The sequence below is a fragment of the Segatella copri genome, from assembly GCF_019127135.1.
Taxonomy (GTDB): domain Bacteria; phylum Bacteroidota; class Bacteroidia; order Bacteroidales; family Bacteroidaceae; genus Prevotella.
In genome coordinates this window covers 1-25,909 of sequence record NZ_JAHOEA010000024.1, presented here as the reverse complement: position 1 = coordinate 25,909, position 25,909 = coordinate 1, and the positions used below count along the sequence as shown (strand labels likewise).

Annotated in this window: 12 protein-coding genes; all 12 read right to left on the bottom strand. The window is 46.8% G+C overall.

Going from position 1 to position 25,909, the window contains the following annotated elements; all coding sequences use genetic code 11:
* Positions 1 to 36: 36 nt before the first annotated feature.
* Positions 37 to 3,348 (bottom strand): SusC/RagA family TonB-linked outer membrane protein, encoded by a 3,312-nt coding sequence (locus KSW37_RS07970; protein WP_217313977.1) that lies wholly within the window; start codon positions 3,346 to 3,348, stop codon positions 37 to 39.
* A gap of 26 nt (positions 3,349 to 3,374) precedes the next feature.
* Positions 3,375 to 4,892 carry a DUF4992 family lipoprotein gene (locus KSW37_RS07965; protein WP_217313976.1) on the bottom strand — a complete coding sequence of 506 codons (1,518 nt, stop codon included), beginning with the start codon at positions 4,890 to 4,892 and terminating at the stop codon, positions 3,375 to 3,377.
* A 106-nt stretch (positions 4,893 to 4,998) separates the two neighbouring features.
* Positions 4,999 to 5,892 carry a sugar phosphate isomerase/epimerase family protein gene (locus KSW37_RS07960; RefSeq protein ID WP_217313975.1) on the bottom strand — a complete coding sequence of 298 codons (894 nt, stop codon included), beginning with the start codon at positions 5,890 to 5,892 and terminating at the stop codon, positions 4,999 to 5,001.
* A 116-nt stretch (positions 5,893 to 6,008) separates the two neighbouring features.
* Complete coding sequence (locus tag KSW37_RS07955) at positions 6,009 to 8,924, bottom strand: AraC family transcriptional regulator (RefSeq protein ID WP_367397493.1); 2,916 nt, start codon at positions 8,922 to 8,924, stop codon at positions 6,009 to 6,011.
* Between the two features lie 122 nt (positions 8,925 to 9,046).
* Complete coding sequence (locus tag KSW37_RS07950) at positions 9,047 to 11,623, bottom strand: glycoside hydrolase family 2 TIM barrel-domain containing protein (protein ID WP_437183115.1); 2,577 nt, start codon at positions 11,621 to 11,623, stop codon at positions 9,047 to 9,049.
* A 24-nt stretch (positions 11,624 to 11,647) separates the two neighbouring features.
* Complete coding sequence (locus KSW37_RS07945) at positions 11,648 to 13,075, bottom strand: sialate O-acetylesterase (protein ID WP_217313974.1); 1,428 nt, start codon at positions 13,073 to 13,075, stop codon at positions 11,648 to 11,650.
* Positions 13,076 to 13,194: 119 nt separating this feature from the next.
* A complete protein-coding gene (locus KSW37_RS07940) occupies positions 13,195 to 16,425 on the bottom strand; it encodes a glycosyl hydrolase (protein ID WP_254368586.1) in 3,231 nt (1,076 codons plus the stop codon).
* Positions 16,426 to 16,469: 44 nt separating this feature from the next.
* Entirely contained in the window at positions 16,470 to 19,313 is a 2,844-nt protein-coding gene (locus KSW37_RS07935) for a glycoside hydrolase family 2 protein (RefSeq protein ID WP_217313973.1), read from the bottom strand.
* Positions 19,314 to 19,427: 114 nt separating this feature from the next.
* On the bottom strand, positions 19,428 to 20,855 hold the full coding sequence (locus KSW37_RS07930) for an AAA family ATPase (protein ID WP_217313972.1): 1,428 nt from the start codon (positions 20,853 to 20,855) through the stop codon (positions 19,428 to 19,430).
* 202 nt (positions 20,856 to 21,057) lie between these two features.
* Positions 21,058 to 21,663: a hypothetical protein gene (locus KSW37_RS07925; protein ID WP_217313971.1), complete on the bottom strand. Its 606-nt coding sequence runs from the start codon at positions 21,661 to 21,663 to the stop codon at positions 21,058 to 21,060.
* Between the two features lie 101 nt (positions 21,664 to 21,764).
* Entirely contained in the window at positions 21,765 to 21,896 is a 132-nt protein-coding gene (locus tag KSW37_RS16125) for a hypothetical protein (RefSeq protein WP_262897844.1), read from the bottom strand.
* 243 nt (positions 21,897 to 22,139) lie between these two features.
* Complete coding sequence (locus KSW37_RS07920) at positions 22,140 to 25,415, bottom strand: glycoside hydrolase family 2 TIM barrel-domain containing protein (RefSeq protein ID WP_437183114.1); 3,276 nt, start codon at positions 25,413 to 25,415, stop codon at positions 22,140 to 22,142.
* Positions 25,416 to 25,909: the final 494 nt, after the last annotated feature.

The window sequence follows — 25,909 nt, the reverse complement described above, 5'->3', positions numbered from 1 at the left end:
GTTCTTTTCTTTTTTAAGAATTATAAATCTGTCTCATTAGAATGAGAGGTTCACACCCACTGTCCACTTACGGAGGTTAGGATAGCTTCCGTATGATCCTGACATAGGATTCATGAAGTTGTCTGGATATGGATTGTAGAAATTGATGAGGTTCTGACCGGTAATATTGATACGGCAGCTGTTGATGCCGATGCTACCCAACCAGCTCTTTGGCAAAGTATAAGCCAAGGTCATGCGGTTCAGAGCCACACGTGCTGTACTTACTCTCCAGAAACTAGACGCAACTGCATTCACAGATGAATAATTCAAGTTAGGATAGTAAGCCTCACGATTCTTCTTTACTACGAGATTACCAGAGCCATCATATACATCCTCGTAAGCAAACATGTTATCTGGATTCCAGAATGAAGGCATGTTGCAATACTCCAGATTACCTGTTGGCTTCAATGCTGCACCAGGAAGTGTGGTATAACCACCCCAGCTTGCACCAATCTGAGCACTCAGAGAAAGTCCCTTCCAGTCTGCACCCAAATTCATGGTCAAACCATAGAGGTTGCTGCTGCGGTGTCCCAACTCAACCTGATCGTTGTCTACATCTACAATACCATCAGGTCCGGCATAAGTACCGGTCTCAGGATCATAAGCACCACGAACATCCTTATACATCAACATACCAGGGCGAACCTGGTCTTTGGTCATACCCATATAAGTAGAGATGTTGTACTTCGTGAAGTATTCCTCAATATCCTGGAAGCTGCGGAACATACCGATGCATTGCATACCCCAGAGACCTACGTCTGTACGGTGACCAGGAGTAATCTGGCGGTAGAGATAGTCTGTAACCCAGTCCATATTCAGCACCTTGTTATCAGACCAGCCTGTATTGATACCTATACGATACTTGAAGTCCTTACCAATCTTATCCTTCCATGTAACAGAGAGCTCACCGCCCCATGAATCCATCTCACCGATGTTGGATGCAGCACTCTGAGTACCTACGGTAGAAGGAACGGTCTGCTTGATGTTCATCAGCATCTCGCGGTTCTTCTCATAATAGTAATCGAAGGTTACAGCCAAGCGGTTGTTGAGGAACTGTGCATCGATACCTACGTTAGTCTTGTAGTCCTTATCCCAATGAACATCTGAATTTACGGCAGAATTGTTCTTGTTGATGGTGATACGGTTGCCTGATTCCTTACCGGTCTCGAATACGGTACCACGGTTGGCATCCTGTGCATAAACCTGCATCCACTGCCATGCCGCAGTATTGTCTCGACCGGTCATACCCCAAGAAGCACGGAGCTTCAGGAAGTCAACACCCTTTACCTTGTTGCGGAACCAGCTCTCTTCAGAGATTACCCAACCGGCAGAGAATGCAGGGAATGTTCCCCAATAGTTCTTTGGTGCAAACTTGGTAGATGCATCTGAACGAACCAGAGCCTCGAAGAGATACTTGTTGGCGTAGGCATAGTTGATACGGCCGATATATGAAAGGGTACCGCTCTCACTACGGGTAAACATAGTAGTCATCTCACCTGTTGCAGAGTTATACTGACCTGTAGTGAAAGGATATGGGGTCAAACGCTGTCCCTGCAAGTACTCACTCTCAGCCTCAGACTTCTCAATAGAGAACAGACCACCCAGATGATGCTGACCGAAATCGCGCTGATACTGGGCTGTGAAGTTCATCTGATAGTTATCAGTACGAACCATGGTACGAGCCAGATAATCACCATTGGCGGTTGTCACACCATTGAAGTTAGACGCTGCCAGATAATCGAAATCTGCATTATCACCGCTGGTAGGAGTATAAAGGTGGTTACCGCTACCATAGCGAGTCAACATCTGATAGAGGGTGAAGTTTGAACCATACTCATTACCCTTATCGGTATTGATACTCTTGGAATAAGAGAAGCGCAACTTCAATCCTTTCAATATCTTGCTCCAACCGAAATCATAATCAAGGCTTCCGCTGACATTCAGGTTAGAATTCATGTTCTTGCGATAGTCACCATTGTTCTGCAGAGTAGCAAAGTTGTACTGCTGATTCTGATTCTTCTGTGTATTGCTAGGACCATAAGCTAAGATATCATAGCCATTTACAGATTCTGGAATATAAGTAGGACGGGTCAAGAGGAGGTTATAGTCCTTCTCATCGCCAGATCCACCCACCTTTACCAATGGCTTTTCCTTTGTAGCATAGTCACCGCTAACAGTCAGGTTAGCACCCAACCATTTGCTTACCTTTACATCCACACCAGCACGGTAGTTCCAACGGTTATAGTTGAGTTTACCGAGGTTACCATCCTGATCAAAGTAAGAGATACCTGCAAAATAGTTCACCTTATCGGTTGCACCACTTACGTTCACGCTGTGCTTCTGGGTCATACCGGTTTCCCAATACTTATCGAGCAAATCATAGTTCAGACTCTTCATTGCTTCCAACTCATCTGCCTGGAAAAGCGCAGTAGTCGCATTAAGAGAAGTATTGGTTGGGTCGGCAGCAATAACAGCATTGTACAAGCGGCCATACTGGTAAGCATTCAGCATCTTAGGACGAGAAACCTCATCTGTGAAACCGAAAGAACCGCTATAAGAAATGCGAGGTGCACCCATCTTACCCTTCTTGGTAGTTACGAGGATAACACCATTGGCTGCACGGGCACCATAAACGGCAGCAGAAGCATCCTTCAAAACAGAGATACTTTCTACCTCTGAGGCATCCAGGTTATTGAAAGCCTCAGCACCGAGGTTCTGGTAAGTGTTACCAACCTTTACATCATTAGGATAGATATAACCATCGATAACGAAGAGAGGCTGCTGGGCTGTAGAACCAACTTCGCCCAATGAGTTGGTATCACGAATCATGATACGGGCATTCTCACCTGGACGGCTCTCACCACCACTTACGCTCAAACCATTAACCAGACCGCCCAAAGAAGAAGCCAAGCCACCATTAGCGAGGTCCTGGATTTCATCTGTTGGGATGTTGGCTACAGAACCGGTCAGGTGAGCCTTCTTCTGGGTACCGTAACCTACGACTACCACCTCCTGAAGAGTCTTGTCGTCAGCAACCAGTTTGATGGTACCACCATTGGTAGTAGCATCCTTAAAACCAATATAAGAAACGGTAACCTTGCCACCCTTAGGAACTGACAACTTATAGTTACCATCCATATCGGTAATCACAGCAGTCTTGGTACCGGCAACCTTTACGGTAGCACCGATAACAGGTTCACCGAGGTCATCGAGTACAGTACCCTGCACTACTTTATTTTGAGCCATTGCAGGCACAGCACAGGTAAGTGCCATACCAAAGGCCAATGTCTTTATATATTTACGTTTCATCTTGTTTCGAGATTAGATAGTTTAAATTATTTTCTCCAACGTGGATCACCGATTGTACTTGAAATTGCACCGGTAGCCTTGAAATTAATTCCATAGTTAGACTGGGTGAAGTCGAGTTCCTTAAATGTTTCTGAGGAAAAACCTGGATCATCCTCTGTAACCCATTTAGCCTTATCTGTTCCACTAATAGTCTTTGTTCCACCCCAAGTATTAAGCTCTTGATGATAAGTAAAAGAACAGTTATTTTGGAAGAGTTTCTCCAATCTCATACAATCATAGAACACATTGTTATCATAGGTAATCTTGTACTTAGAATTATTTGGAGTTCTATCCGCCCAATTCTTGCCATCAAAGACCTTACATATTGTGTTATCCAACATTGTCACAGAGCCACTAGCTGTAGGGAAAATTGCATCAATATCTTTATTATTAAAACGCATAAAATAGTTTTTGCTATTGCTCTTTATATTATAGATTGTACTATTTTTAATCGTAAGATTCTTTATGCATCCACCACTCCACCATGTACCACCAGAAGGTGCCACATAATTGGCAGAATAAGCACTAATTAAAGAACCATTAGAATTCTTTTTACCATCATTATCCAACTGTACCACGCAATTCAAGATTCTAAAATCTGCAATTCCCCATGTACAATTGCCTACGGCATAAAGGCAACTAGGTACATTCTTGAAGGCACACTCTGACAGTATAATAGGATCTTGAAGAATGTAGCAATCAGCGAATTTACTACTATTTCCACCTTTACCATAAACAATATTTTGCGATTCCGCAGAACAAGAAACAGGAGGATTTGTAGACATTTCTATAACGCCCCACTTGTTTTTCATTGCTGTACAATCGAAGTTCAAGTACTTCACCTTCAACTGAGCAGAAGTACGGATTACACCTTTCTCACCCATGATAACAATAGCATGATTGAGTTTATTTCCACGAAGAGTCATTTTGTTTCCTTGGAAATCTACTTCATCATTGCAAGTATACGTAGCACCAGCTTCCAATTCGAAAGCCTGCTCCTTGTCTGAGTTCTGCAAGTTTTCCTTGATAAACTCAGCAATGTCTCTATCAACTGGAATAGTCGTAGCTGGCACCAATGTATTATAAGACATCTCCGTAGCCTGGTCAGCCTCTGTATTATTCTGCTTTACATTTCCCAAAGTACGAACTGAGAACTTGTATTTAGTATCCTCAGCTAACTTAAATTGGAAAGAAGTACCATCCATGATAGTATCAACGATTACCTCTGGATTAGTTGGATCATCAACTTTATAAGCCTTACACTCATAACCACCTGCGCCATAGACTACCTTCCATGACACCTGTAATTTATCAGAGCCATCCGATGCTACTACCGTTTTTAGTGCTAGTTCTGGAGACTCTAGCTTGACGCCGGACACACCATTGTCAAACTTCTCTTTGTCATCAAAACCATCAACGGCACACGAACCCAAGAACATCGCTCCTACAGCAGCAAGTGCCAGAGAGAAGAGTCCTTTCCGCGCAATGAAATGATTTTTCTTCATAATTGTCTTTTTTAGGTTTAACTATATTTTTATTTATTTCTTTTCTAACACGATTTACACTTTTCTAATCATAAAAAAGTAGTTTTCCAGTTATTCCCCGAAACTGTTACCGCTCTTGAAATACCTGTTTTAAGTAAGCGATGTTTCTACCGAAATTATATTTCACGTCTCTTACCCTCTTTACATCACGGCTCCGCTCTACCACCAGCCAGCCGCTCCATTTCATCTTGTCAAGCGTCTTCCTGATTTTCGGAAGGTTAATTTCCGGGTCTTCCTGGAGATTTACGCTATCTGTATTGGAAGCATGTATCTGGACGATACGCTGGGCACCCAACTTCCGGAGTTCCTTGCAGATATCACGATGATGATCGGCTGCATCCTGGAAATTGTAGTAGACCTTAATCTGACTGCTGCCTACTTTCTTCAGCAGTTTCTTATCAAACTTAGCATCCATACCTGTTCTGATACCGATGGTGATACCCTCCTGCTTTGCCATCTCACCAGCTGTGCGAAGGCGAGAAACCATCTGCAGATATGCTGCACAGCCTTCCTGCTTCCAGTCTTTTCCGCTACCTCCGAGTGGAAGAAAAGCCACCTTGCTGCCAAAGAGTTTCATCGTCAGGAAACAATCTTTCAAAAGGTCTTGATAATTATCACGAGTCAGGAAACTCTGAGCGAAGAAACCACTCATCGCCATAGAAGGAACAGCTACGCCATACTGACGGGCTGCAGCCTGAAACTTTTCTGCCTGTTGTGGTTCTCTAAGCTGGTTATCAAATAACACGCGTTTACCCAATCCGCCCATGTCAACCTCAACGCCATCTGCTCCTAATTCATGAGCCAGTTTAAACTCGCCCAGCTTCTGTCGTTTCAGCATCATCCAGTCGCAAGCAGCTATCCTGTACCTAGGAGTTGCCGCCTGTGAGCATATTGGTAAAGTGTTCAACAACGTAAATAACAGAACCAATACAAACCTACTATGATAAGACACTTGTTTCATTTGCCTTTTAGGTAAAAATCGATTAGCCAACATTTAATTTGTTTGTTTCAACTGCCTAAAAGACGCACATTGGTTCACGCTGTAATCACCTTTTTTGAGATTTTTTATAAAAAACTTTATTTTTTTATTTCACTCTCCTGCTGCTGCGCGACATACTCTCTTGGCGACATGCCATATTTCTTACGGAAGCACTTGCCGAAATAGCCTACATCGGTGAAGCCGCAACTGTAGGCTACATCTGTGATACTCTGGCCGGAATGCTTCAGCAATTCTACGGCATGACTCAGTTTGAAATCCTTCACCATATCGCTTGGCGAACAGCCCATCACAGCCTTCGTCTTCTTGAAGAAGGCTGAACGGCTCATGCCCAATTCCTGTGCCAGCATATCTATCTCGAAATCGGCATTAGTCAAGTTGGCTTCCATAAACCGGCGCACCTTGTCGGCAAACTGCTTATCCTGCTGTTCGGCATTAAACTTGCGTTTATACTCTGCCAGCTGGTTCTGGATGTAGATATTGTTCTTCAGCCGAATCTGATACTTCGCATAGCGGAAAGCATAGTAGCTGGCTACGGATATCAGAATGATGTAGATGAGATAAGCCCACCACGTAGCCCACCAGGGTGGGAGAATGGTGATGGTCAGCTCTCTCGTGCTGTGAGAATCAGGATTGGTGGCATCCATTACCTCTACGATAAACTGATAGGTTCCCGACGGCACATTGGTATAGGAAGCCAGACGGTTCTTGCCGGCATAATGCCAGTCATGGTCGTAACCCTTCAGCTGGTAACGGTAGCTGATGCGCTCCGGATTGCAGAAATTCAGGGCAGCAAACTCCAGAGTGAACATCGACTGAGAATGACGCAGGGTGAGATGATCGGTATAAACCATCGATTTCTCCAGGATGGCTGGCTGATTGTAACTGCGGATATCGCGGTTGTTCACCTCTCCACCTATTATATATATAGGATATTGCAGACGGGTGGTATGGATACGTTCCGGCTGATAAGCAAGGATTCCTTCCTTGCACCCCAGCCATATCTCCCCATTCTGGATCAAAGCCGCAGAAGATTCCTCAAGCTGAACATCAGGGAAACCGTCGGAATTGTCGAAATGCTGGATGCGGTCTGATTGATAATCATAGCACGACAAGCCATCGGCATTTACCAGCCAAAGGCGGCCCATCTTATCCTCTAAAATCGAAATGATGACATCATTATGCAAACCTTCCTTTGCTCCCAAAGAAGTAAGGATAGGCAGATGCGTCACTTCATCAAAACCATCCAGACGACTCAGACCTCCACCAAAGGTACACATCCAAACCTGCCTGTTGTTATCCTTGTAAAGTCCGTAGATATCACTATTGGCACGGGTATTGATATCGGTATTGCGATAAGTCTCGAAGCGCAGGTCGCCTACCGATTTGAAATCTGTCTTGAAAGACATCAGTCCGTCCATCGTTCCTACCCACATTCTCTGATGACTGTCCTCTACCAGGTTGCGGGCATCCATGTAGAGTCCGTAACCGGGATAGTTTTTCATACCATGATATTTATTATAGAAGCGCACCTTTCCGCCCTGTTCCTGCAGCAGATTGAGACCTCCATCCAGCGTAGCCACCCAGATGCGATGGTGGGAATCCTGATAGGTCATATAAACATTGTTGCCGCTGATGGAATAAGAATCCCGGGCATCATGACGGTAATGATCGATGCGATACCCTATTGGTCTGGAGGCATCGGGAGTCAGTTTTACCAATCCGTCTCCCTTGGTAGAGAGCCAGAGATTCTGCCTGTCATCATACATGGCATGATAAATGCTGCCGATTTGATGATGGGCATAATCGAACACCTGCTTCACCCTGCCCTGCATATCCAACAGATAAACATTCTTGCTGCGGGCACCCACCAGCACATCACCATTCTTCAACTGGCAGATGGCTTTCACTCCACTCTTATCACCATCCGGCAAAGGGATGACACGGAACTGGTTGGGGGTGAAACTGACACGGTAAATGCCATTATCAGCAGAAGTGAGCCACAACAGTCCGTCCTTGTCCAGGTTCATGTGCAGGAAGTGGCTGTCTGACTTATGGTCTTGGAACTTAGGAAGGAAAGCCAGGTTAACGCCTTCCATCGTCTGCGGATCAATATAGATAATTTCGCCAGCACCGGAAAGATAGAAGTAACCATGATGAGAGGTAGCGATGAACTTAGGCTCCACCACCTTACCTACGCCCGAAACCGGATAACGGCGTTCCCATCCGGTCTTCGGATTACGGCACACCAGGGCGGTATGCGACTCATCCAACTGCCACACACATCCGTTCGGGGTATGATAAACAAAATGTTCCTTCGATTTACGGGCGAAATACTGCTGCCACATGCCGAGCGTCCACTTCCTGTTTTTCGCAGTAACAGGAACGGAATAAATCTGATAATCCTTTCCTACATAGTTGGCACGCGAAGCCTTCAGCTGTACCACATCCTGGCGCAACTGATAATTGAACGTATTGATATACTTCCGGGCATCTACCAGCGTCTGGATACGGATGTTTCCATCCTTTAATGTTTCTGCAAGAAGCAGGTTCTTGTCTTTGGTGAGCAGGAGAATCTTGCCGGTACCATCTGCCTGAATCTTGATGACCTGCAGATTACGGGCATAAGGTTTCAGTTCTTCATAGACATCTTCGAAACGTTCGGTCTGCTTGAAGAAGACGCTGAGTTTCCAGTCGAGCGTCTTGATCCAGAGATTGCCCAGAGCATCTTCTGCCAACCATTCTACCTTACGGGGTGGCTGGTCGGAAGAAGAGTTGTAAGCATCAGAATAATTGGCAAAACGGGAACCGTCGAAACGGGATAAGCCGAACCAGGTTCCAAACCACAGGAAACTGTCTTTCGACTTCAGAGAACAGTATACGATGTCGTGAAGTAACCCTTCCTTCGTAGAATAATGGGCTACCTGCATATTGTTCTGCGCCATACCCAACAAGGCATAAAGCGAACAGAGAAGTATGGTAAAATATCGTTTCACGTATGCAAAAGTACAAAAAAAGTCTTGAAATCTCCAATAAACTTTCTGTTTTTTGAAGATTTCAAGACGATAACGATTACGTAAACGGAATCTTCTGCATAGAACACTCCGGTTACGCATTATTAATTATTGATACCGAAATCAGCCTGCTGGTCTTCTACCTCTTTCAGCATCTTTGCCTTCTGCTCGGGTGTAAACTCATGAGAAGAAGAAGTGGCAGAAGAAGTATTCTGAACAGATGATGAAGTGGCAGACTTGGCAGTCTTTGTACCCATCATCATGGTTCCCTGATAAGCTACGCTCTCTATCTCCAGGTCGGCAGGAGTAGGAGCATGAGTACCCGGGAACTGAACCTCGGCATGAATCTTAATCTTGCCCGGCTTCATCGTGCTGCGCACCAGGATAGGAGCACTACCCCATTCTACGGCTCTCGGATTGGCATTGATGCTGGCATCGCCAATGATTTCGCCCTCACCCTCCAGGGTAAAGCGGATATTCTCTTTAGCCAGACGGCGAACATGACCGTTATCATCGGTCACTTCGGCTACCACAACCACAAAGTCGCTGCCATCAGCCACCAGCGGTTTGCCCATCTCATCAACATAAAGACGGAGTTTGGTGCTGCGGCGGGAAGGCATGCGCTGGTCGGTACAAACCACCTTGCCATCCTTGTATCCCTCTGCTACCATCACTACCATCTGAGGAGATTTCTTCTTATAACTGTATTCGCGAGCCTCCCAGAAATCCCAGGCATTCTTGAATACCACAGGGGCATTAAAGGCGGCTGCCATAGGATGAAGAACTGGCAAAGTATAGGTATGGGCACCCTGATAGGTGGTAAGACGAACGCTGTCACAATTAGAGAATACCGTCACATCGGCATCGCTGAACTGGGTCATCTCGTGAGCGATATGCACAAATGGCTGGTCGCTGCGCTGTGACTCAAACATATAATAAGCAGTCTTCTTCTGTCGGAATGCATCATAGATACCGCCCCAGTAAGGATCTGGATGATAGCCACGCTGATGATCGAAAGGATGCCATTGGCAACCACCGATAAACTGTCCCGGTGTGTGCATCTCCTCGGTAGTCTTTGCCAGAGAATAAGCCTGGGTCAGCATCGGTTTCTCACCCCAGCTGCGGCTGGCACGGTTCAGGTTGTTATGCGCATACCAGTCATCCACATACTCACCAAACTCTCGGGTAAAGACACACTGGCTGATGCCGCTCATATCCATATCCGGCCATCCGTAAACCACATCATAATTCTCCTTGACACCTGCCGAATTCCAGTCGGCAACAGCCACAGGACGATATGGATAAGGATACTCATCCTTGGTCAACTGCAGCGACTTCAGGGCGAAATCCTTAGGATAGCGGGTCTCATTCAGGATAGGCTCCCACATCAGAACCGAAGGATGGTTGCGGTCACGACGGATGATTTCACGGGTATTCTGGAACACACGCTCAGCAAATTGAGGGTCCTTGTTCCAATACTGCCAGCCCGGTGTAGCCACGATGATGAAGATTCCGAGTTCATCGCAGGCATCCATGAACGACGGATCCTGAGGATAGTGGGCAGTACGGATGATGTTGAAACCTGCATTCTTCAGACGGAGCACATCTCTCCATTGCTGACTGTTGGGAAGGGCATTGCCCACATAAGCAAAATCCTGATGACGGTTGGCACCGATAAACTGACGGTATTTCTTGCCGTTGAGCCAGAAACCTTCCTTGCCACGGAACTCGAAGCTGCGGATACCCAACTTGGTTTTTCCGCCGTCCAATACCTGCTTACCGTCCTTGATGCGGGTAACCACACTATATAAATAAGGTGTCTCCGGCGACCAGAGATGCGGATTCCTGACAGAGAACATCTGTCTGACGGTCTGATGTGCATCGCCTGCTGCCAGGAGCACATTCTGCGAAACGGTTTTGAGCACCTTGCCCGAAGCATCCAGCAGACTCTGCTCCACCTTCACCTTGCGTGCCTTTCCGCCCACATTCTGCAAGTCGACATCAACAAACACCTTCGCCTGCTTCTCTGAAATATCCGAGAAATGAACGAAGATGCCGGCATCACGGCGGTCGGCTTCAATCACGTTGGTGATAGAAACCTCCTTCTTATTAATAAGCCATACATCGCGATAGATACCACCATGATAAGCAAAGTCGAGTGTATACTGCGGTTTGCCAGGAGGATAACTCTTGTCATTAGAGTTGTCAGCCATCACAGCCACCACACACTTATCGCCCTTCTTCAGTCCCTGCTCTTTCAGGTTGACGATAACAGGCAGGTAACCTCCGAAGTGCTCCTTAGCCAGTTTGCCGTTCACATAAATCTTCTGCTTGCCCATTATCGCCTCGAAATAGATTTCAGAGCGATTGCCCGGCACGATAAAGGTTTTGCGATACCAGGCTATACCCTGATAGTTGCGGCAACCCGAAGCCTCAGCTGGTTCCAGTTTCACACTATGAGGGGTAGAAACTACCCCCCAGCTTGTATCATCATAGTCGGCACGTTCTGCGCCCAGCACATCACCCAGATGGAACCGCCAGTTGGGATTGAAATTCCACACCTCGCGTCCCTGGTTGCTGACAGGAAACAAACCCGCCACCGATGTATCATCGTAAGCCGATGCCTTTGCCGAACCTGTGCCCAGCAAAAGCATCATAGCCATCAATATGTAATATCTCATCTATAAACTATTTACTATAAACTATTACTTCACTTCCCAATCATCAGTACGGAAAGAGCTGACAGGCAGACCATCGTGGAAAAGATCGCCCACAACCCAGTTTTTGAACGCATAGCGCACAGCCACAGGCTTCTTCACTTCCTCACTCTTTACATAAACCTTGTTGCGTGAAATCCAAGCCTGTGCCTTGTGGAATACCTGGTCTTCGCCGGCAATCTCGAAGTTGTCGCTCTTAGGATCATTGTTGAAGTAAACCCACTCCTTGCTGCGGTCGAAGCTGACTACAGCGGTATCGCCCTTGAACTCAACACTCTTGTAGACAGCGAAATCAGGCAATCCCTTCTGACCATAAGTATTGGCAAGAGAAAGCAGAGCCAGACGCTCGCCCACCTCCTTCTTCTTACGTGGATGGATGCCATACTCCAGACCGGCATCAAGCAATACAGCCATACGGCAGTTGCTGATGCGCTTCTCTGCCTCCATCTGCTTTTCACGAAGCAGGGCACTGTTGTTTTTCCATTTTATCAGACTATAATCGTAGGGTGCAATCTGACAATAATAGAACGGAAAAATCCCCTGCTTCCATTCCTTACGCCAACTGTTTACCAGGGTCTGCATCTGGTCGGCATAAGTTGCATAGCGATTGCAGTTATCCTCACCCTGATACCAGATAACACCCTTCATGGTGTAACCGATGAGCGGATGGAGCATACCATTATAGAGAGCCGAAGGACAGCGCTGCTGATATTTCTTCACATCAGCCTCATTCCAAGGTGTATGAAGTTTAGGGAATGCCTTGAGCCAATCGCTCTTGATGAGATTGCCATTGATCCATGCCTCACAGGCACTACCGCCCCAGGAAGTAACAATCAGACCTACTGGTACACCCAGCGATTGGCGCAACGTCTTACCATAATAATAAGCAGCAGCGCTAAACTCACGAACGCTTGCAGCATCAGCTTCCTTCCAGTCGCCAGCCACCGTATCAACAGGATGCAACTGGGCATTGCGCTGAACCGTAAAGAGGCGCAACTGCTGGTCTTTACACAGCATCAGTTCTTCAGGAGTGCCCGCAACAGGCTGTGCCTTGAATCCCTTCATCGGCATCTCCATGTTACTCTGACCCGAACAGATCCAGACCTCACCAATCAGGATATTGTGAAGTTTCAGTTCCTTTCCATCGCTCAGACTCAGTTCATAAGGACCGCCAGCCTGAGGCGTTTCTATCTTCATCGCCCATTTTCCCTGGGCATCGGCTTGAGTCTTATAGGTCTTGCCGTTCCAGGAAGCACGCACTTTTACCACCTTGTTGGCATCAGCAGTACCCCAGAGGTTGCATTCCGTCTGCTGTTGCAATACCATATTGTCGCCAAAGATTTTTGGCAGTTTCACTTCTGCCTGCGCTGCCAGAGTCATGGCAAGCAGCAGAGCTGAACATAACAGTTTCTTCATTTTATTCAATGTTAAGCGTTAAGTGTTGAGTGTTGAATGTTAAGTGTTAAATGTTAAATGAGCAGTCTTGCTATCAACTATTAATTATAAACTATCAACTATTAACTATCAACTATTAACTAATACACGATGTTAATCGTGGAGAGTAATCCGGCAGGCAGAAGCGCCTTGCTCTTGGTGCGATATTTGGCATTGGTCCAGATTCCCTTAAACGGAGCCTTTCCCTCGCCAGCACCCTGCAGCGCATTGTGCCAGGTATTGGCTACAACAATCTGTATTTCGTTGCTGCCATTCTTCAGGTCGCGCTTCGGAACATACACCTCGTAAGGAGCTGTCCAGGCATAACCATATTGCTTGCCGTTGACCAGCACACGTGCCACATCACCAATCTTGCCCAACTGGATTTTGATGAATCCGTCATTAGAAGGAGCCGTCTTCGTTTTCTCGGCTGGAACTTCCATTTTCTCTTCTGCTGAAACCGGAATAGAATCGCCCCATTCAAAAGAAGAGGTAAAGGTAACGTGACCGCTGTAGTACTTCATCTTCTCATCTGCCGACTTCGACCAGTCGAAAGGAAGCGTTACGGTGGTATCTTTGCAGATATCATCGAAATGAACCTTCCACTTATCGGCTACAGCCAGCACAGAAGGATAGTTTTCTGTAAAACCTGCACCTTCTTCTTCAACCAGTTTATGACCTGTCTGACTGATAACCTGCATGTCTTCCTTGTTCGAGAGAATAACGAAAGCGGAACCATAAGCTGGCAGACTCAATTTCACAACCTGGCGGATTTTGGAAGTCCTGGTACGGAAGGTTGCCGTAATCTGGCGTTCCTTATCTTCCTGGTTGGTCAGGAAATAGATGTCCTTCCTGCCTGTTGCCTCCAACACACAGCGGTGAGCATAATCCATATTCTCGGGCAGAACGACATCCGGTTCGATGCCATACTGAGAGAAGTCCTTTGCCTGATAAGGCTTGTCGATGATAATGATGCCTTCCTCGCGCAACTCCTCTATCTTCGCCTTTACCTCGGCAGACAGGGTATTTGCCGACTGCGGAACCACCAGGATGCGGTAATCCTGATTTCCAGGCAACTTGCCCTTCGGACTGTATTCGAAATTCCATTTCAGCAAGGCATCCTTGTTCATCGAATCATATTTGTAGCCATGCAGGGCATTGCACCAGTCTTTCAGATCGAGAATATTCGCCGAATGAGTTACTCCCACAGGCGATTCTTCCATCGGAATGCCCACATTAGCCATACGCTTCTGTTCACTAGCCACCCGTTCTGCACCAAACACACCCGGAAGCATCGGAACGAGTTTATCCGGAGTTAGCGAACGGCTCGGAATCTCTTCGCCTGTAAACACGGCGATGTCTACCACCGGTCTGCCCTGCTGCAGATAATTCTGACACAGGGTGATGTAATCCACAAAACCACGTGCCTCAGGATACCAGGTATTGTCGCGCTGGAAGAAGAGACCGATGCCATCAAGCGTCATACCAGGCTTGCGGTCCATCCAAGGATTATGGGCAGTTACATGGAAGAAGAGTTTGTTCATGCCAAGCGCCAGATTGCGGTCAAGCATCGGCTTGAGCATGGCTGGTGTCTCATTCCATACACCACGAACCTCGGTAAATCCCTCTGCCTGAACGATGTTCTTATTATAAATATGTGCACCGCTCACGGCATCGAGCATGTCGTTGGGTTTATCGTGAGTAGGCGAATTGAGCCAGTATTCTCCCATTGGATTGTCGGCATACTGATAATGCTGCAGACCATCGGCAGGGAAGGTTGGTGCAATACTCTCGTGAGATACTTCTATATCCTGTTCATGAGCCAGATCGGTAAAGGTCTTGAAGAACTTCTCGTTTATCAGGTCATTGATGGTGAGACGGATATCCTTCAGTACCTGTTCGTATCTGGAAGCCGACTCCATCGGAACACCTGCCATAATCGGGAGGTATGGGATGAGGTCGTAACCGCAGCGTACCTTGAACTCCTCGGCAAACTGATAGCCCCAGTTCTGACTGCCACACTCCCAGGAGTCGATGTGCAGATACTTCACCACATCGCTGTGCGGACGGTTCAGGAACAATGCATACCAGGAATTGAAAAGCTTCCTGACGGCTGCCGGTGAGAACTTATCCACTTCGAGTCCCTTACCGGTTCCGGCTGTCGCATTGGTCTGTCCTGTTGAGGTATGTCCCATTCGCAACAGGCGCCAGGTGCCCTTAGGCAACTTATTCATCAGGTTGCCGTTCACCATGACACCCATCACCATTCCATTTTCCAGTTTCAAAGGCAGTACATCTGCCATCGCCACGGTCTCGCTCTTAGCTGCCGCATCGGTTTCGATACGCCATACGGCACCCGATTTTCCCTCATACTGGTTAATCATCGGCTGGTTGCTCAAGAGGATATTCTCCAGTTTCAGCAGCGGTTTCCATTTGGCTGCATCCAGGTCTTCTGCTCCCGGCTCTGTACCTTCCGGAGTCCATGAGAATCGGAAATAGCGGGCGGTGGTAGTCGGCAAACTGAAGGTATAATCACACATCGTGTTCTGCCAACCCTGACGGGGAGGCACCAACTGCTTGATATCTCTGAAGTTGATACCGTCATCAGAAGCCTGCACCAGGAGGCGCTGCGACTGGATGTTGTTGCCGTTAGGCACCACCCGCATGCTGCGCACCGTGACGGGTTTATGAAACGAATAGGTGATAGAGGCTGGTTTCGCTGCCAGATAATAGCCCTTGGCGGTAGAAACAGCCTCGGTATATTCTATCTTCTCCGGTTTGAAGAGTTGGGGTTTCTCCTTGCATCGGATGGCAAAGGCAGCGATATCCTGATAATATCCACCCTCGCTTCCGGCAGGCTGCAACTTCCCGTCCTTATAACTTTCGGGTTGCCACATCTGCATGCCTTCTATCTTCTTACCGCCCCCCACAATGGTATCGGTCCATACCACCTTCTGCATCGATTCGGCAGGAAGGATAGACGGATTGCCTGCCAGGGCGAAACCGTCGCAGATATGAATGCCCATGTCAAGACCCAGGGAGTCGGCTTGCTGGAAAGAGTAATCCACCATCTCCCAGAACTTAGGTGACAACTGTGCCGCCTCGCCCTGATACTCCGGACGTTCGCTGACACCACGGATTGGCATCAGATAGGTACCGCCCAAACCAACATTCTTCATACCGACCAGATCGGCATGAATACCTGCCTTGGAAACGGCGCCATACATCCAGTACCAGAAGGTCCAGGGCTTAGCCTCGTCATTATGAGCCATTGTCGACGCTACCAGAAGCGCCGACAATGCCATCACCGTATATCGTTTTTTCTTATTCATAACAGTTCATAACAGTTAAAAGTTAACAGCTTAAAGTTAACAGTTCAAAGCTCAAAGTTCAAAGTAAACACAGCCTTACCCTTACCGTTCAGCCATTTTGGCTGGGCTGAAGGTCCGTTGAGGTCGGTGGTATTTACCTTATTTCTTACTGAAGGTATCACCTTGAAGACTGCCAGACCGGTTTGTGGCAAGGTATAGAGCAGACCATCACGACCATCACGAGGGGTATAAACACCCATGTGCTCATCGGCAGTCAGACCAGAGAAGCCGATCTTTCCTTCATCAGTCTTGAACTGCATCCACTTCACGTTGGCAAAGTAGCCTTTAAACTCTGGATAATCCCAGCTTTCGGCTGGAATCGGGTCATTATAGTCGTTCTGCCAATAGCCGTATTGCGGACCCTGTTCGCGATTTTGCCAAACTCGGTAAGGACCATTGCCCACCCAAGCCTTGCTGCGGACCTTGCTTTCCGGATAGTCGAAAGCCATGCCCATCATATCTACCACACCACCGAAATTGTAATGACAGGTTACAGCCACCGAACCGTCAGAAAGGAACTGCCAGTCTACCTCACCGAGTGATCCATGCTGGTATTTAGCCACCAGCTTTGCCTCCGCTTTCTTCCATTCGAAACCGGCAAAAGCGCCCTGGTCAACAAACTCGGTATAGAGTGTCTTTTTCTTCTCAGCCTCTTTATCGTCGTGATTATAGAACTGGTCCAGACTGCGGTCGCTTCTTCTGGCAGCCATGAACCGAGGTCCATTGCTCAGCGAGATTGCCTTGCTGCCAACCTCAACACCCATCAGTCTGCCATCTTTCTTGGCAAAGCGATAAGTTCTTCCACCCGCCTTCACTTCTACAGCATCAGCCTGGTCAGCATAAGCAGCAGCTGAAGCACTTGAAATACTTGGAGCACTTGAATTTTTCACTCTTCGTTCTTCACTCTTCACTCCCCTGCTCCATGTCATGATTTCCTCACCTTCATGGTTCACAGCCTTGATTTCTACCGCATCAGCATTCGCCATCATCGGTATCTTCACCTGGGCTTCCTTGCTCGGAGCTACATCCGGAGAAGAGATATTGCCCTGCTTCAATACCTTGACCTGAGTGCTGCCCATCGCTGGCATCTGCAACAGACGATAAGAGAAGCGGCAATCCTTCAGATTCACGAAGTTATACTGATTAGATAAGGTGAGTTCACCTTTCTCCATATCATTCCAAGTCAACTGTACCGGGCACCATACCTCTTTAATCGTATAGTAAGAGCCTTCCTTCTCGGCATGAGGACCCACGATACCATCGGCTCCGAAGTTACCCATACAGTCTACATAATTGTTCTTGTCGGTACGCACCACGCCCTGGTCCATCAGATCCCAGAGGAATCCGCCGGCACAGCGAGGGTTCGCCATCATCATGTCCCAGTAATCCTTCAGTCCTGCTCCGTGTCCGCCGTCATACAGACCATGCAGGAACTCGGTAGGCATGAAGATTTCTTTCTGTCGCATATACTCCTGAGTCTCGCCATAAGAGCGGTAATGCTTGGTTTCAAAGCCGTTGCGGTTAGCCCAAGGATAGAGTACCACGCGCTTCTGCTTGTCCCAGAGAGCGAAATCTGGTTCCAGTTCATAATTGAAACCACCCTCGTTACCGTTACTCCAGAAGATGATGCTAGGATGGTTCTCATCACGGGTAATCATCTCCTTCACCAGCTGCTTGCCCACGATGGTAGGATGCGCCCAATGCCAGCCACTCAACTCACATTCCACATAGAGACCGAGCGAATCGCATGCCTCCAGAAACTCAGGATCGGCAGGATAATGACTCAATCTCACGGCATTCATGTTCATGCTCTTGATGAGTTTCACATCTTCTATATTCTTCGCCTTGCTCAGCGTTCTACCGGTCTCCGGACGGAAGCTGTGACGGTTCACACCTTTGAAGATGACTTTCTGACCATTAATATAAACGCCATCGCTGGCACGGTATTCGATGGTGCGGAAGCCGAACTTCTGACGTTCTCTGTGGAGCGTCTTGCCTGCTGCATCCTGGAGTGTGAAGACGGCAGTATAGAGATGCGGAGTCTCAGCAGTCCACTGCTTAGGGGCTTTCGCCTGGAAGTCGACATGTGCCTCATCGCTGTTTCTGGCATCAGCCACGTTCGATGCTACCACCTTTCCTTTCTCATCCAGAATCTCGGTCTTCACCTTCGCCCCCTTGACGGCACGGTTCAGGTAGCAGTCTGCCATAAAATGACCATTCCCCTTGGCATCAATCGCCACACGGTCGATGTTCTGCGCAGGTTTCGCCACGATGAATACAGGACGGAAGATGCCGCCGAAGTTCCAGTAGTCAGCACGGCGCTCCGCCATGTTCACCTGACTGTTGCTACTCTCCTTGCTCACCTCCACTTCGAGTCGGTTCTTATGTTTTCCGAAGAAGATGCGGTCGCTCACATCGTAAGTAAAGCGATAGAAACCGCCCTGATGCAAACCGTTTCCCGCCTTTCTGCCGTTGATGGTTACCTTGGCATCGGTCATCACGGCTTCGAAGACGAGTTCTATCTGTTTGCCCTCCCACTCCTGTGGCAGCGTAAACTCATATTTATATTTTCCTTTTTCGTCAGCAATACCTTCTGGAGTAGCCTTTCCGTAGAATCGCATACCATACTGATAGGTACCGAATCCCTGGAGTTCCCAGCAGGAAGGCACCCCAATCTTCGTCCACTTGCCGGCATTTCTACCACCTGTGCAGTAGAAGTCCCAGTTCACCATATCATCACATCCATGTCCCGAGAGGTACTGGCGCTGTGTATCAATACTAGCCTGTGCGGCAGCAGTCATCGCCATCACCCCCAAAGCTATCGTTAAAAACGTTTGTTTTAGATACATATTGTTTATTCCGTATTTGTTTATATTCATTTTGTTATTCCCCAATAAAGACTCATAACCCTCGGTTTTGTAACTAGATAAGTAGATGATTTCATCTGGACTTTTTGGGTCTTGCTATTTTCCAAACAAATCATCCATGGTTAGCTTAACGATAATCTGGTCACTATACATACCTTTGGCAAGTCCGAATGTCGTAATCATGGTAGGTAAGATTGTACTCTTTGTTTGGGTTTCTTCTTCAAAAGCCTCTACTCTGTGATTTATCTTGAAGAACTCGTCCTTGTCAAGTTGGTATTCGTGGTCACAATACTTTACCTCACAAAGATTGATGGTATTGTCGGCACGGTCGATGATGATGTCTATTTGTGCGCCATCTGTCAGGGTCTTGCTTTTCCAAGAGTAATGCTCTGTTTTGACACTGGCGATGCCGAGGGCTTGCTTTATTTGTGGCAGATGTGCTTGGCAGACTCTCTCGTAGGCTAGCCCATACCAGCTTTTTACTTCCGAAGAAGTGGCATTTCTGCTCCAATAATGTTCCTCGGTGCTGTTTTTTGAGGCAAATGTGTTGTAAAAGATGGTATAGAAATCTACAAGTTGGTAGAGTGCCGAGTTCGTTTTTATCTTTTTGTCCCTTACATTATACTTGCGGATAAAATCGCAATAAATCAAGTCGGTAAGCATGTCTCCCAGTTTGCCGTTGTTGTCAACATTGAGGGCTTTGCTTATCTCTTCTCTTGTCATGCCGCTCGACTTCTTTGCCAAGACAGAGATGATGTCCTGATAAGGTTGGGCATTGCGAAAGAGAGAGTAGAACAGTCGGCGATATTCCTTTTGCAGTTCTGCGTTCTCGCTAAAGAACAAACGGTCTAGTCCGATGGCAGGGCTTTCTTCTGGCAGGAATAGGCTCATATAATAAGGTACACCGCCTACAGCCATATATACTTGCAGCAGACTCAAACGTTTCCATCTGAATCCATTTTCCTGGAAGTATTCTTCCGTTTCCGCTAAGGTGAAAGGATGGAGAGGCATCTCATGGGTTACTCTGTCGTGCAGCCCCCCATGGTCGTCTATGATATTGCGAACCATCCATGACGTAGCTGAACCACAAACGATGAGCATGATTTGGGATTGCCAATTTGCCCAACTGTTCCAGAAATGTCCCAAGGCATGAACAAAACCTGCCCTAGGTGTATCGAGACAAGGTAGTTCATCGATGAATATGACGCATCGTTTGCCATCTTGGAGTTTTTCCTCCAAGAGTTGGCGTAAGGCGAAGAATGCATCTAGCCAAGTGTTATTCTTCTTTCCTTTGTAGCCATAAGTCTTGAGTGCCATGTGGAAAGCAGTCATCTGCTCGTTCTTGTTACCCTCCAATACTCCTGTCATATCAAAAGAAAACTGATTTCTGAAGTATTGTCGAATCAGGAAAGTCTTGCCGATTCTGCGTCGCCCATACATAGCGATAAACTCCGCTTTCCCAGAGTTGTAATATTTTTCCAGGAGAGCCTTCTCTGAATGTCTTCCGATGATTTTCTCTGCCATATTATGATTCTTTAAGTGATGGTGCAAAGATACGATATTTTTCCGAAAATACGCCGATAAGCTGCGAAAATATATCAAAAATCATCAACTTTCGCAGATTATAGAGCTAAAGTTGTCGGAAAAGGGAGTGTAAAATGCCCTTTTCCTTGTTTTTGACAGAACAATCAGTATTCTATTTTACAAGAATTGTACTAGAAGTCTCCTAAGGTTCCATTTTGTCAATTCGTGTCACCTTCACTCTCTTCGGGATATTATTCACATCACATTCTATAGAATATTTATCAAAGCGAAATATCAGCTTCTTCGGAAGAGGTTGTCCTTTTGGCACACAGAACAAACGATACATATAATGAGCATCTTCTTCTTTGCTATAATATTCACCTCGTATGTTTTGCGTCATTGAATTTAATTCTTTTTGAAGTTTATCTATATTCAAACTGTAATTACAAGGAACCTCTTTATTTTCATAATTCAACCAAATAGTTCTGATAGAATCATCTTGACTCTTCGGAAAACACAAAACTTTCTCATCTAACGTTTTGCCTTTTTCATCATAGCCCTTTATTTGAATAACAGAATCAGAGATTCCACCAGGGTATGGCATGCATCCAAAATATAACTGCTTATTACAATGTGTCAATTTTAATGTCAGCAAATACATATTAGCATCATTTTCCCCCACCAGGCTCAACTTTTGCATTCCTGCAGAATCAACACGAAAATTCACATAGCGGAAAAAGCCAAACAAGATATACACCATAAACAATATGGTACATAAAAAACATAATATAAAAGCAATCTTCTTCATATGGTTTCGATTCTTCATTTTTTACGTTTTACAACAAATATTTTTTGTATTCCTCCAACAGAAGACTTGCAATCCAAACAAATAAGAATAATATGCTACTATTACTCATAGCATACTGTACTATATCTATATAGCTCAATGGTTACCTTTCGGATGATTCTTTCTGCCTCCACCTCTCTGTCGCAGAAGTACTCTGGCTTAATCTTGCCTGTGATAATAAAAGGATTCTCCATACTCTTTACCTAATTAAATCAGTAGTTATGGCGGCAAAGATAATAAGATTTCTCGAATTATGCAAATTAAATTATGCAAATTGCATAATGCAAAACAAATAATTCGAGATAAGCTGCGAAAATATATCAAAAAACATCAACTTTCGCAGATTATAGAGTAAAAATTGTCGGAAAAGGGCTTTTACACACCTTTTCCGACAAGTTATTAATTTGCCTCAAAACGGCATCCCTATACCTGATGCCTCACAGTATTCTCATCTTGAAATGCAGGGTATAAGTCTTGGTTTTGTCGATGGCATATTTCTTCAACACACCTGGTCCGCAACTGCTGTTACCCAGACCCAGAACGGCACAGTCGAGACTGAGACAGGTGTAGCGCAGGTTAGGATTACCAGACTGCTTCAATTCGAAATCGTGACGGGCGGCATAGAGGTCTGCCACGCTGTATGGCAAGGCAGAGAAACTCAAAGGTGTATCGCCGGCAGCGATAACCTGCAGGGCATTCTTGCCATTTTTATTGGTCAGTTCGATATACGAGCAGTCCTCGTGGTTGCCGTTGTCCTGCGGACGGGGATAGTGGGTAAACTGATTCTCCACGCTGCTCTCATACCATCCTATCGGACAAGACTGCTTGCGGTCTGGATAATTCTCCCAAGGTCCCCTGCCATACCATTTCACCTGGTCGTAAGCCACTCTTGGCAGCTCCAGCATCAGACCCAGACGAGGAAGTTCAGGCAGATTGCCCTCAAAACTATAGGTAGCCTTCACGTCGACAAAGCCGTCCTGCTGAGGAGATACCTCTAAACGGAGACGGATATTGCCGCCAGACTTAGCCGATGCCGAAGAACCAGCCTTATCTGATGCTCCATCCTCACCATAATGATATACATACTCCCCATCCTTCAACGGGATAGCGGAAAGTGTGCTGTCGAGATGAGTCTTCTTCCAATCCTTCGCTATCCAGTTGCCGAAACTCTTGTCGTTGTCGGTTGGCGCACGGAAGAACTGAGGAATCACGGAGAAATTGCGTGCCAGCAACTCGGCAGTTGACAGAGTTGCCAAACGGCGGGAAGACTTGTATCGCTTCATGGCATCCGCAGCCAGTTTCCTGCCAGCTTCATACAAGTCATCGCTGAGGGCTATCTGCTCCCTTCCTACCTCTACACCCTGTTGGGAAATGACTGAGAGATTCAATCGGGAATCCGTAGTTTTATACGTTTTAAAATCGTGCAAGCTGCATAACCTTGCACTATCACCCGGCTGTACTGATGGCATTTTCAGTTTTCCCTCCTGAACGAGAGCACCATTTTTCGTCACCTGATACTGGCAGCTGAAGTCCTCCAGCGAGAGATGGGAATGATGATTCTTCACCCAGATTTCATCCCCTTTCTGAGTTATCCACACCGGTGCATAAACATGCTTTACCTCCTGATACTTAGCCGATACCGAGCGGTCGGAGAAGACCACACCATTCAGACAGAAGGCTTTGAGATTAGGCTTATCACCGAAATCACCGCCATAGAGCACATGGTTGGTTCCCGGAGCATAGATGCCCTGGTCTACCCAGTCCCAGATAAAGCCGCCAGCCATACGGGGATGACTGTATATCTCCTCCCAATATTCCTTGAAATTACCCAGCGCATTACCCATACAATGGGCATATTCGCTGGTAAGCACAGGACGATTATCGTTCTTTCTCATCGCAATATCCAACAGATGCTCCCATCGGGCATTCTCCGCTCTCTCCTTGTCAGAACCTTCGGGAACACCCGGATTCAGATACTCTGCCTTCACACGGGGATAGAAACGGCTCATGACATCCACACAGGCTGGGTCGGTCTCATCAAAATTCTTCTCGCTCAGGCCCTTCGCTGGCTGATAAGGCGTCTGAGCACCTTCATAATGCACCAGTCTCGTTGGGTCGAAGGTATGAAGCCAGCCTGCCATAGCTGCATGATTGGCACCGAAACCGCTCTCGTTGCCCAAGCTCCAGAAGATGATGCTCGGATGGTTCTTGTCTCTCTCTGCCATTCTCACGGCTCTGTCCAGAAAGGCGGCATTCCAGTCGGGAGTAGAGGTGAGTGTACCACGGAGTCCGTGGGTCTCGCAATCTGCCTCGTCCATCACATAGATGCCGGCACTATCGCACAGTTCATACCAGCGGGAAACATTCGGATAATGACTGGTTCTGACGGCATTCACGTTCGCCTGCTTCATCAGCCGGATATCGCGCTGCATCATCTCCTCGGTCATCACTCGTGCCAACTTCGGATCATGCTCATGCCGGTTCACGCCACGCAGTTTGATAGGTTTTCCGTTCACCATCAACTGTCCGTTTTCTACTGAAACCCATCTGAATCCGATGCGCTGCTGTACCTGTTCCACCACACTTCCCTGCTTGTCGAGAAGTGCCAGTTTCAGGGTATATAAATAAGGTGTCTCAGCAGTCCAGGCATGCGGTTTCTCCACCACACCCTCCATGCGTTCAAATTTTCTTCCACCTCGCTGCGGATACCATTCGTTCATCAGGGCTGCCTTATGATTCAGGTCGAGAATATCATCGGCAGAAGCCTGCAGAGAAGCCTCCGGTCTGTCAGCTCCCGGCAGTTTCAGCATCACGCCTTTACCTTCTGCATCCTCCAGCCACGCCATCAGCCGGTAACCTTCTCCCTTCTCGCCTGCTGCCACCGCCAGTTGCGGATTAATCTGCAGGGTGAAATCACAAGGAGAGGATGTAGCGGAAGAGAGCTGCGGCAGGGTGCGGACGGCGAAATCACGGATGCGGACATTCGGAGTGGAATAGAGCCAAACATCACGGTGGATGCCACCGAAGCGCCAGAAGTCCTGATCTTCCAGATAACTGCCGTCGCTATACTTGTAAACCTCTACGGCTATCTCGTTTTTGCCTGCCTTCAGATAAGGAGTCACGTTAAATTCGCTCGGCTCCATCGACCCCTGCGAATATCCCACCTTCTCGCCATTTACCCATACATAGAAGGCGCTCATCACGCCCTCGAAGCGCAGGAAGGTCTGACGGTCCTGCCGGAACAGCAGCGAGTTTGCCTTCAGCTGGAAGCTACGTTTATACTGTCCGGTAGGATTGCGTTCCTCGTAGGTGGTCCAGTTCTTCTTGGGTGTAGTCATCACATAAGGAGGATTGATTTTAAAGGGATAACCTGCAGATATATAGATAGGTGTGCCATAGCCATTTACCTCCCAGTTGGCTGGTACTGCGAGCGTTTTCCAGTCCTTGCAGCTATAGTCAGTACGATAGAAATCCACGATTCTTTCCTCCGGCGTCTTCGTCCATCTGAACTTCCATTCTCCGTTGAGCGACATCTGGCTATCTCCCTTCTTTGCCTGATAAGGCATGAATGCAGCCCGTGCCGGTTCCCGGTTGATGGAAAGCACATGCTGGTCTTCCCAGTCATGGTGCTCTGCAGCAGCTGAAGCCTGAGGTGCAAGGATTGGCAAAACCATCCCAGCCATCATGATCATGATTTTCCGTTTGTTCATCATATTATTTATTTTTTAAACAGTTTACCAGTTTATCGTTTTTATCCATACAATAAAGACGCCCCACCCCATTTTTTGTAACTGAGAATGAGTACTTTTTAGATTTACCGTCGCTCTCACGCGCGCACACATAAGTGTTTTTCTCGAAAAAAGTCTCAAAGTCTCATTTTTCAGGAAATTTTTAGTTTATATATCTGATATATAAGTGTTTATAAGAATGATACTTTTCTAAAAATAGCCAGAGAAGTCTCATCGAAGTATCATAAAACAGGGAGAAGTATCATAAAAAACCGGCAAACATCATACAAAACAAGCGAAACAGCATACAAAACATGTCTTTTTGTAAATATGGTTGACTCCTAAAGTTTCAATTACATGAAAGAATCATTAGAAGCAACACTGAAAGATGTCGAACTTACCAAGGAAGTGTACCGTCTGTACACTCTTGAGCACCTAACACAACAAGAGATTTCAGTTAAATTGTGTATAGGTCGCTC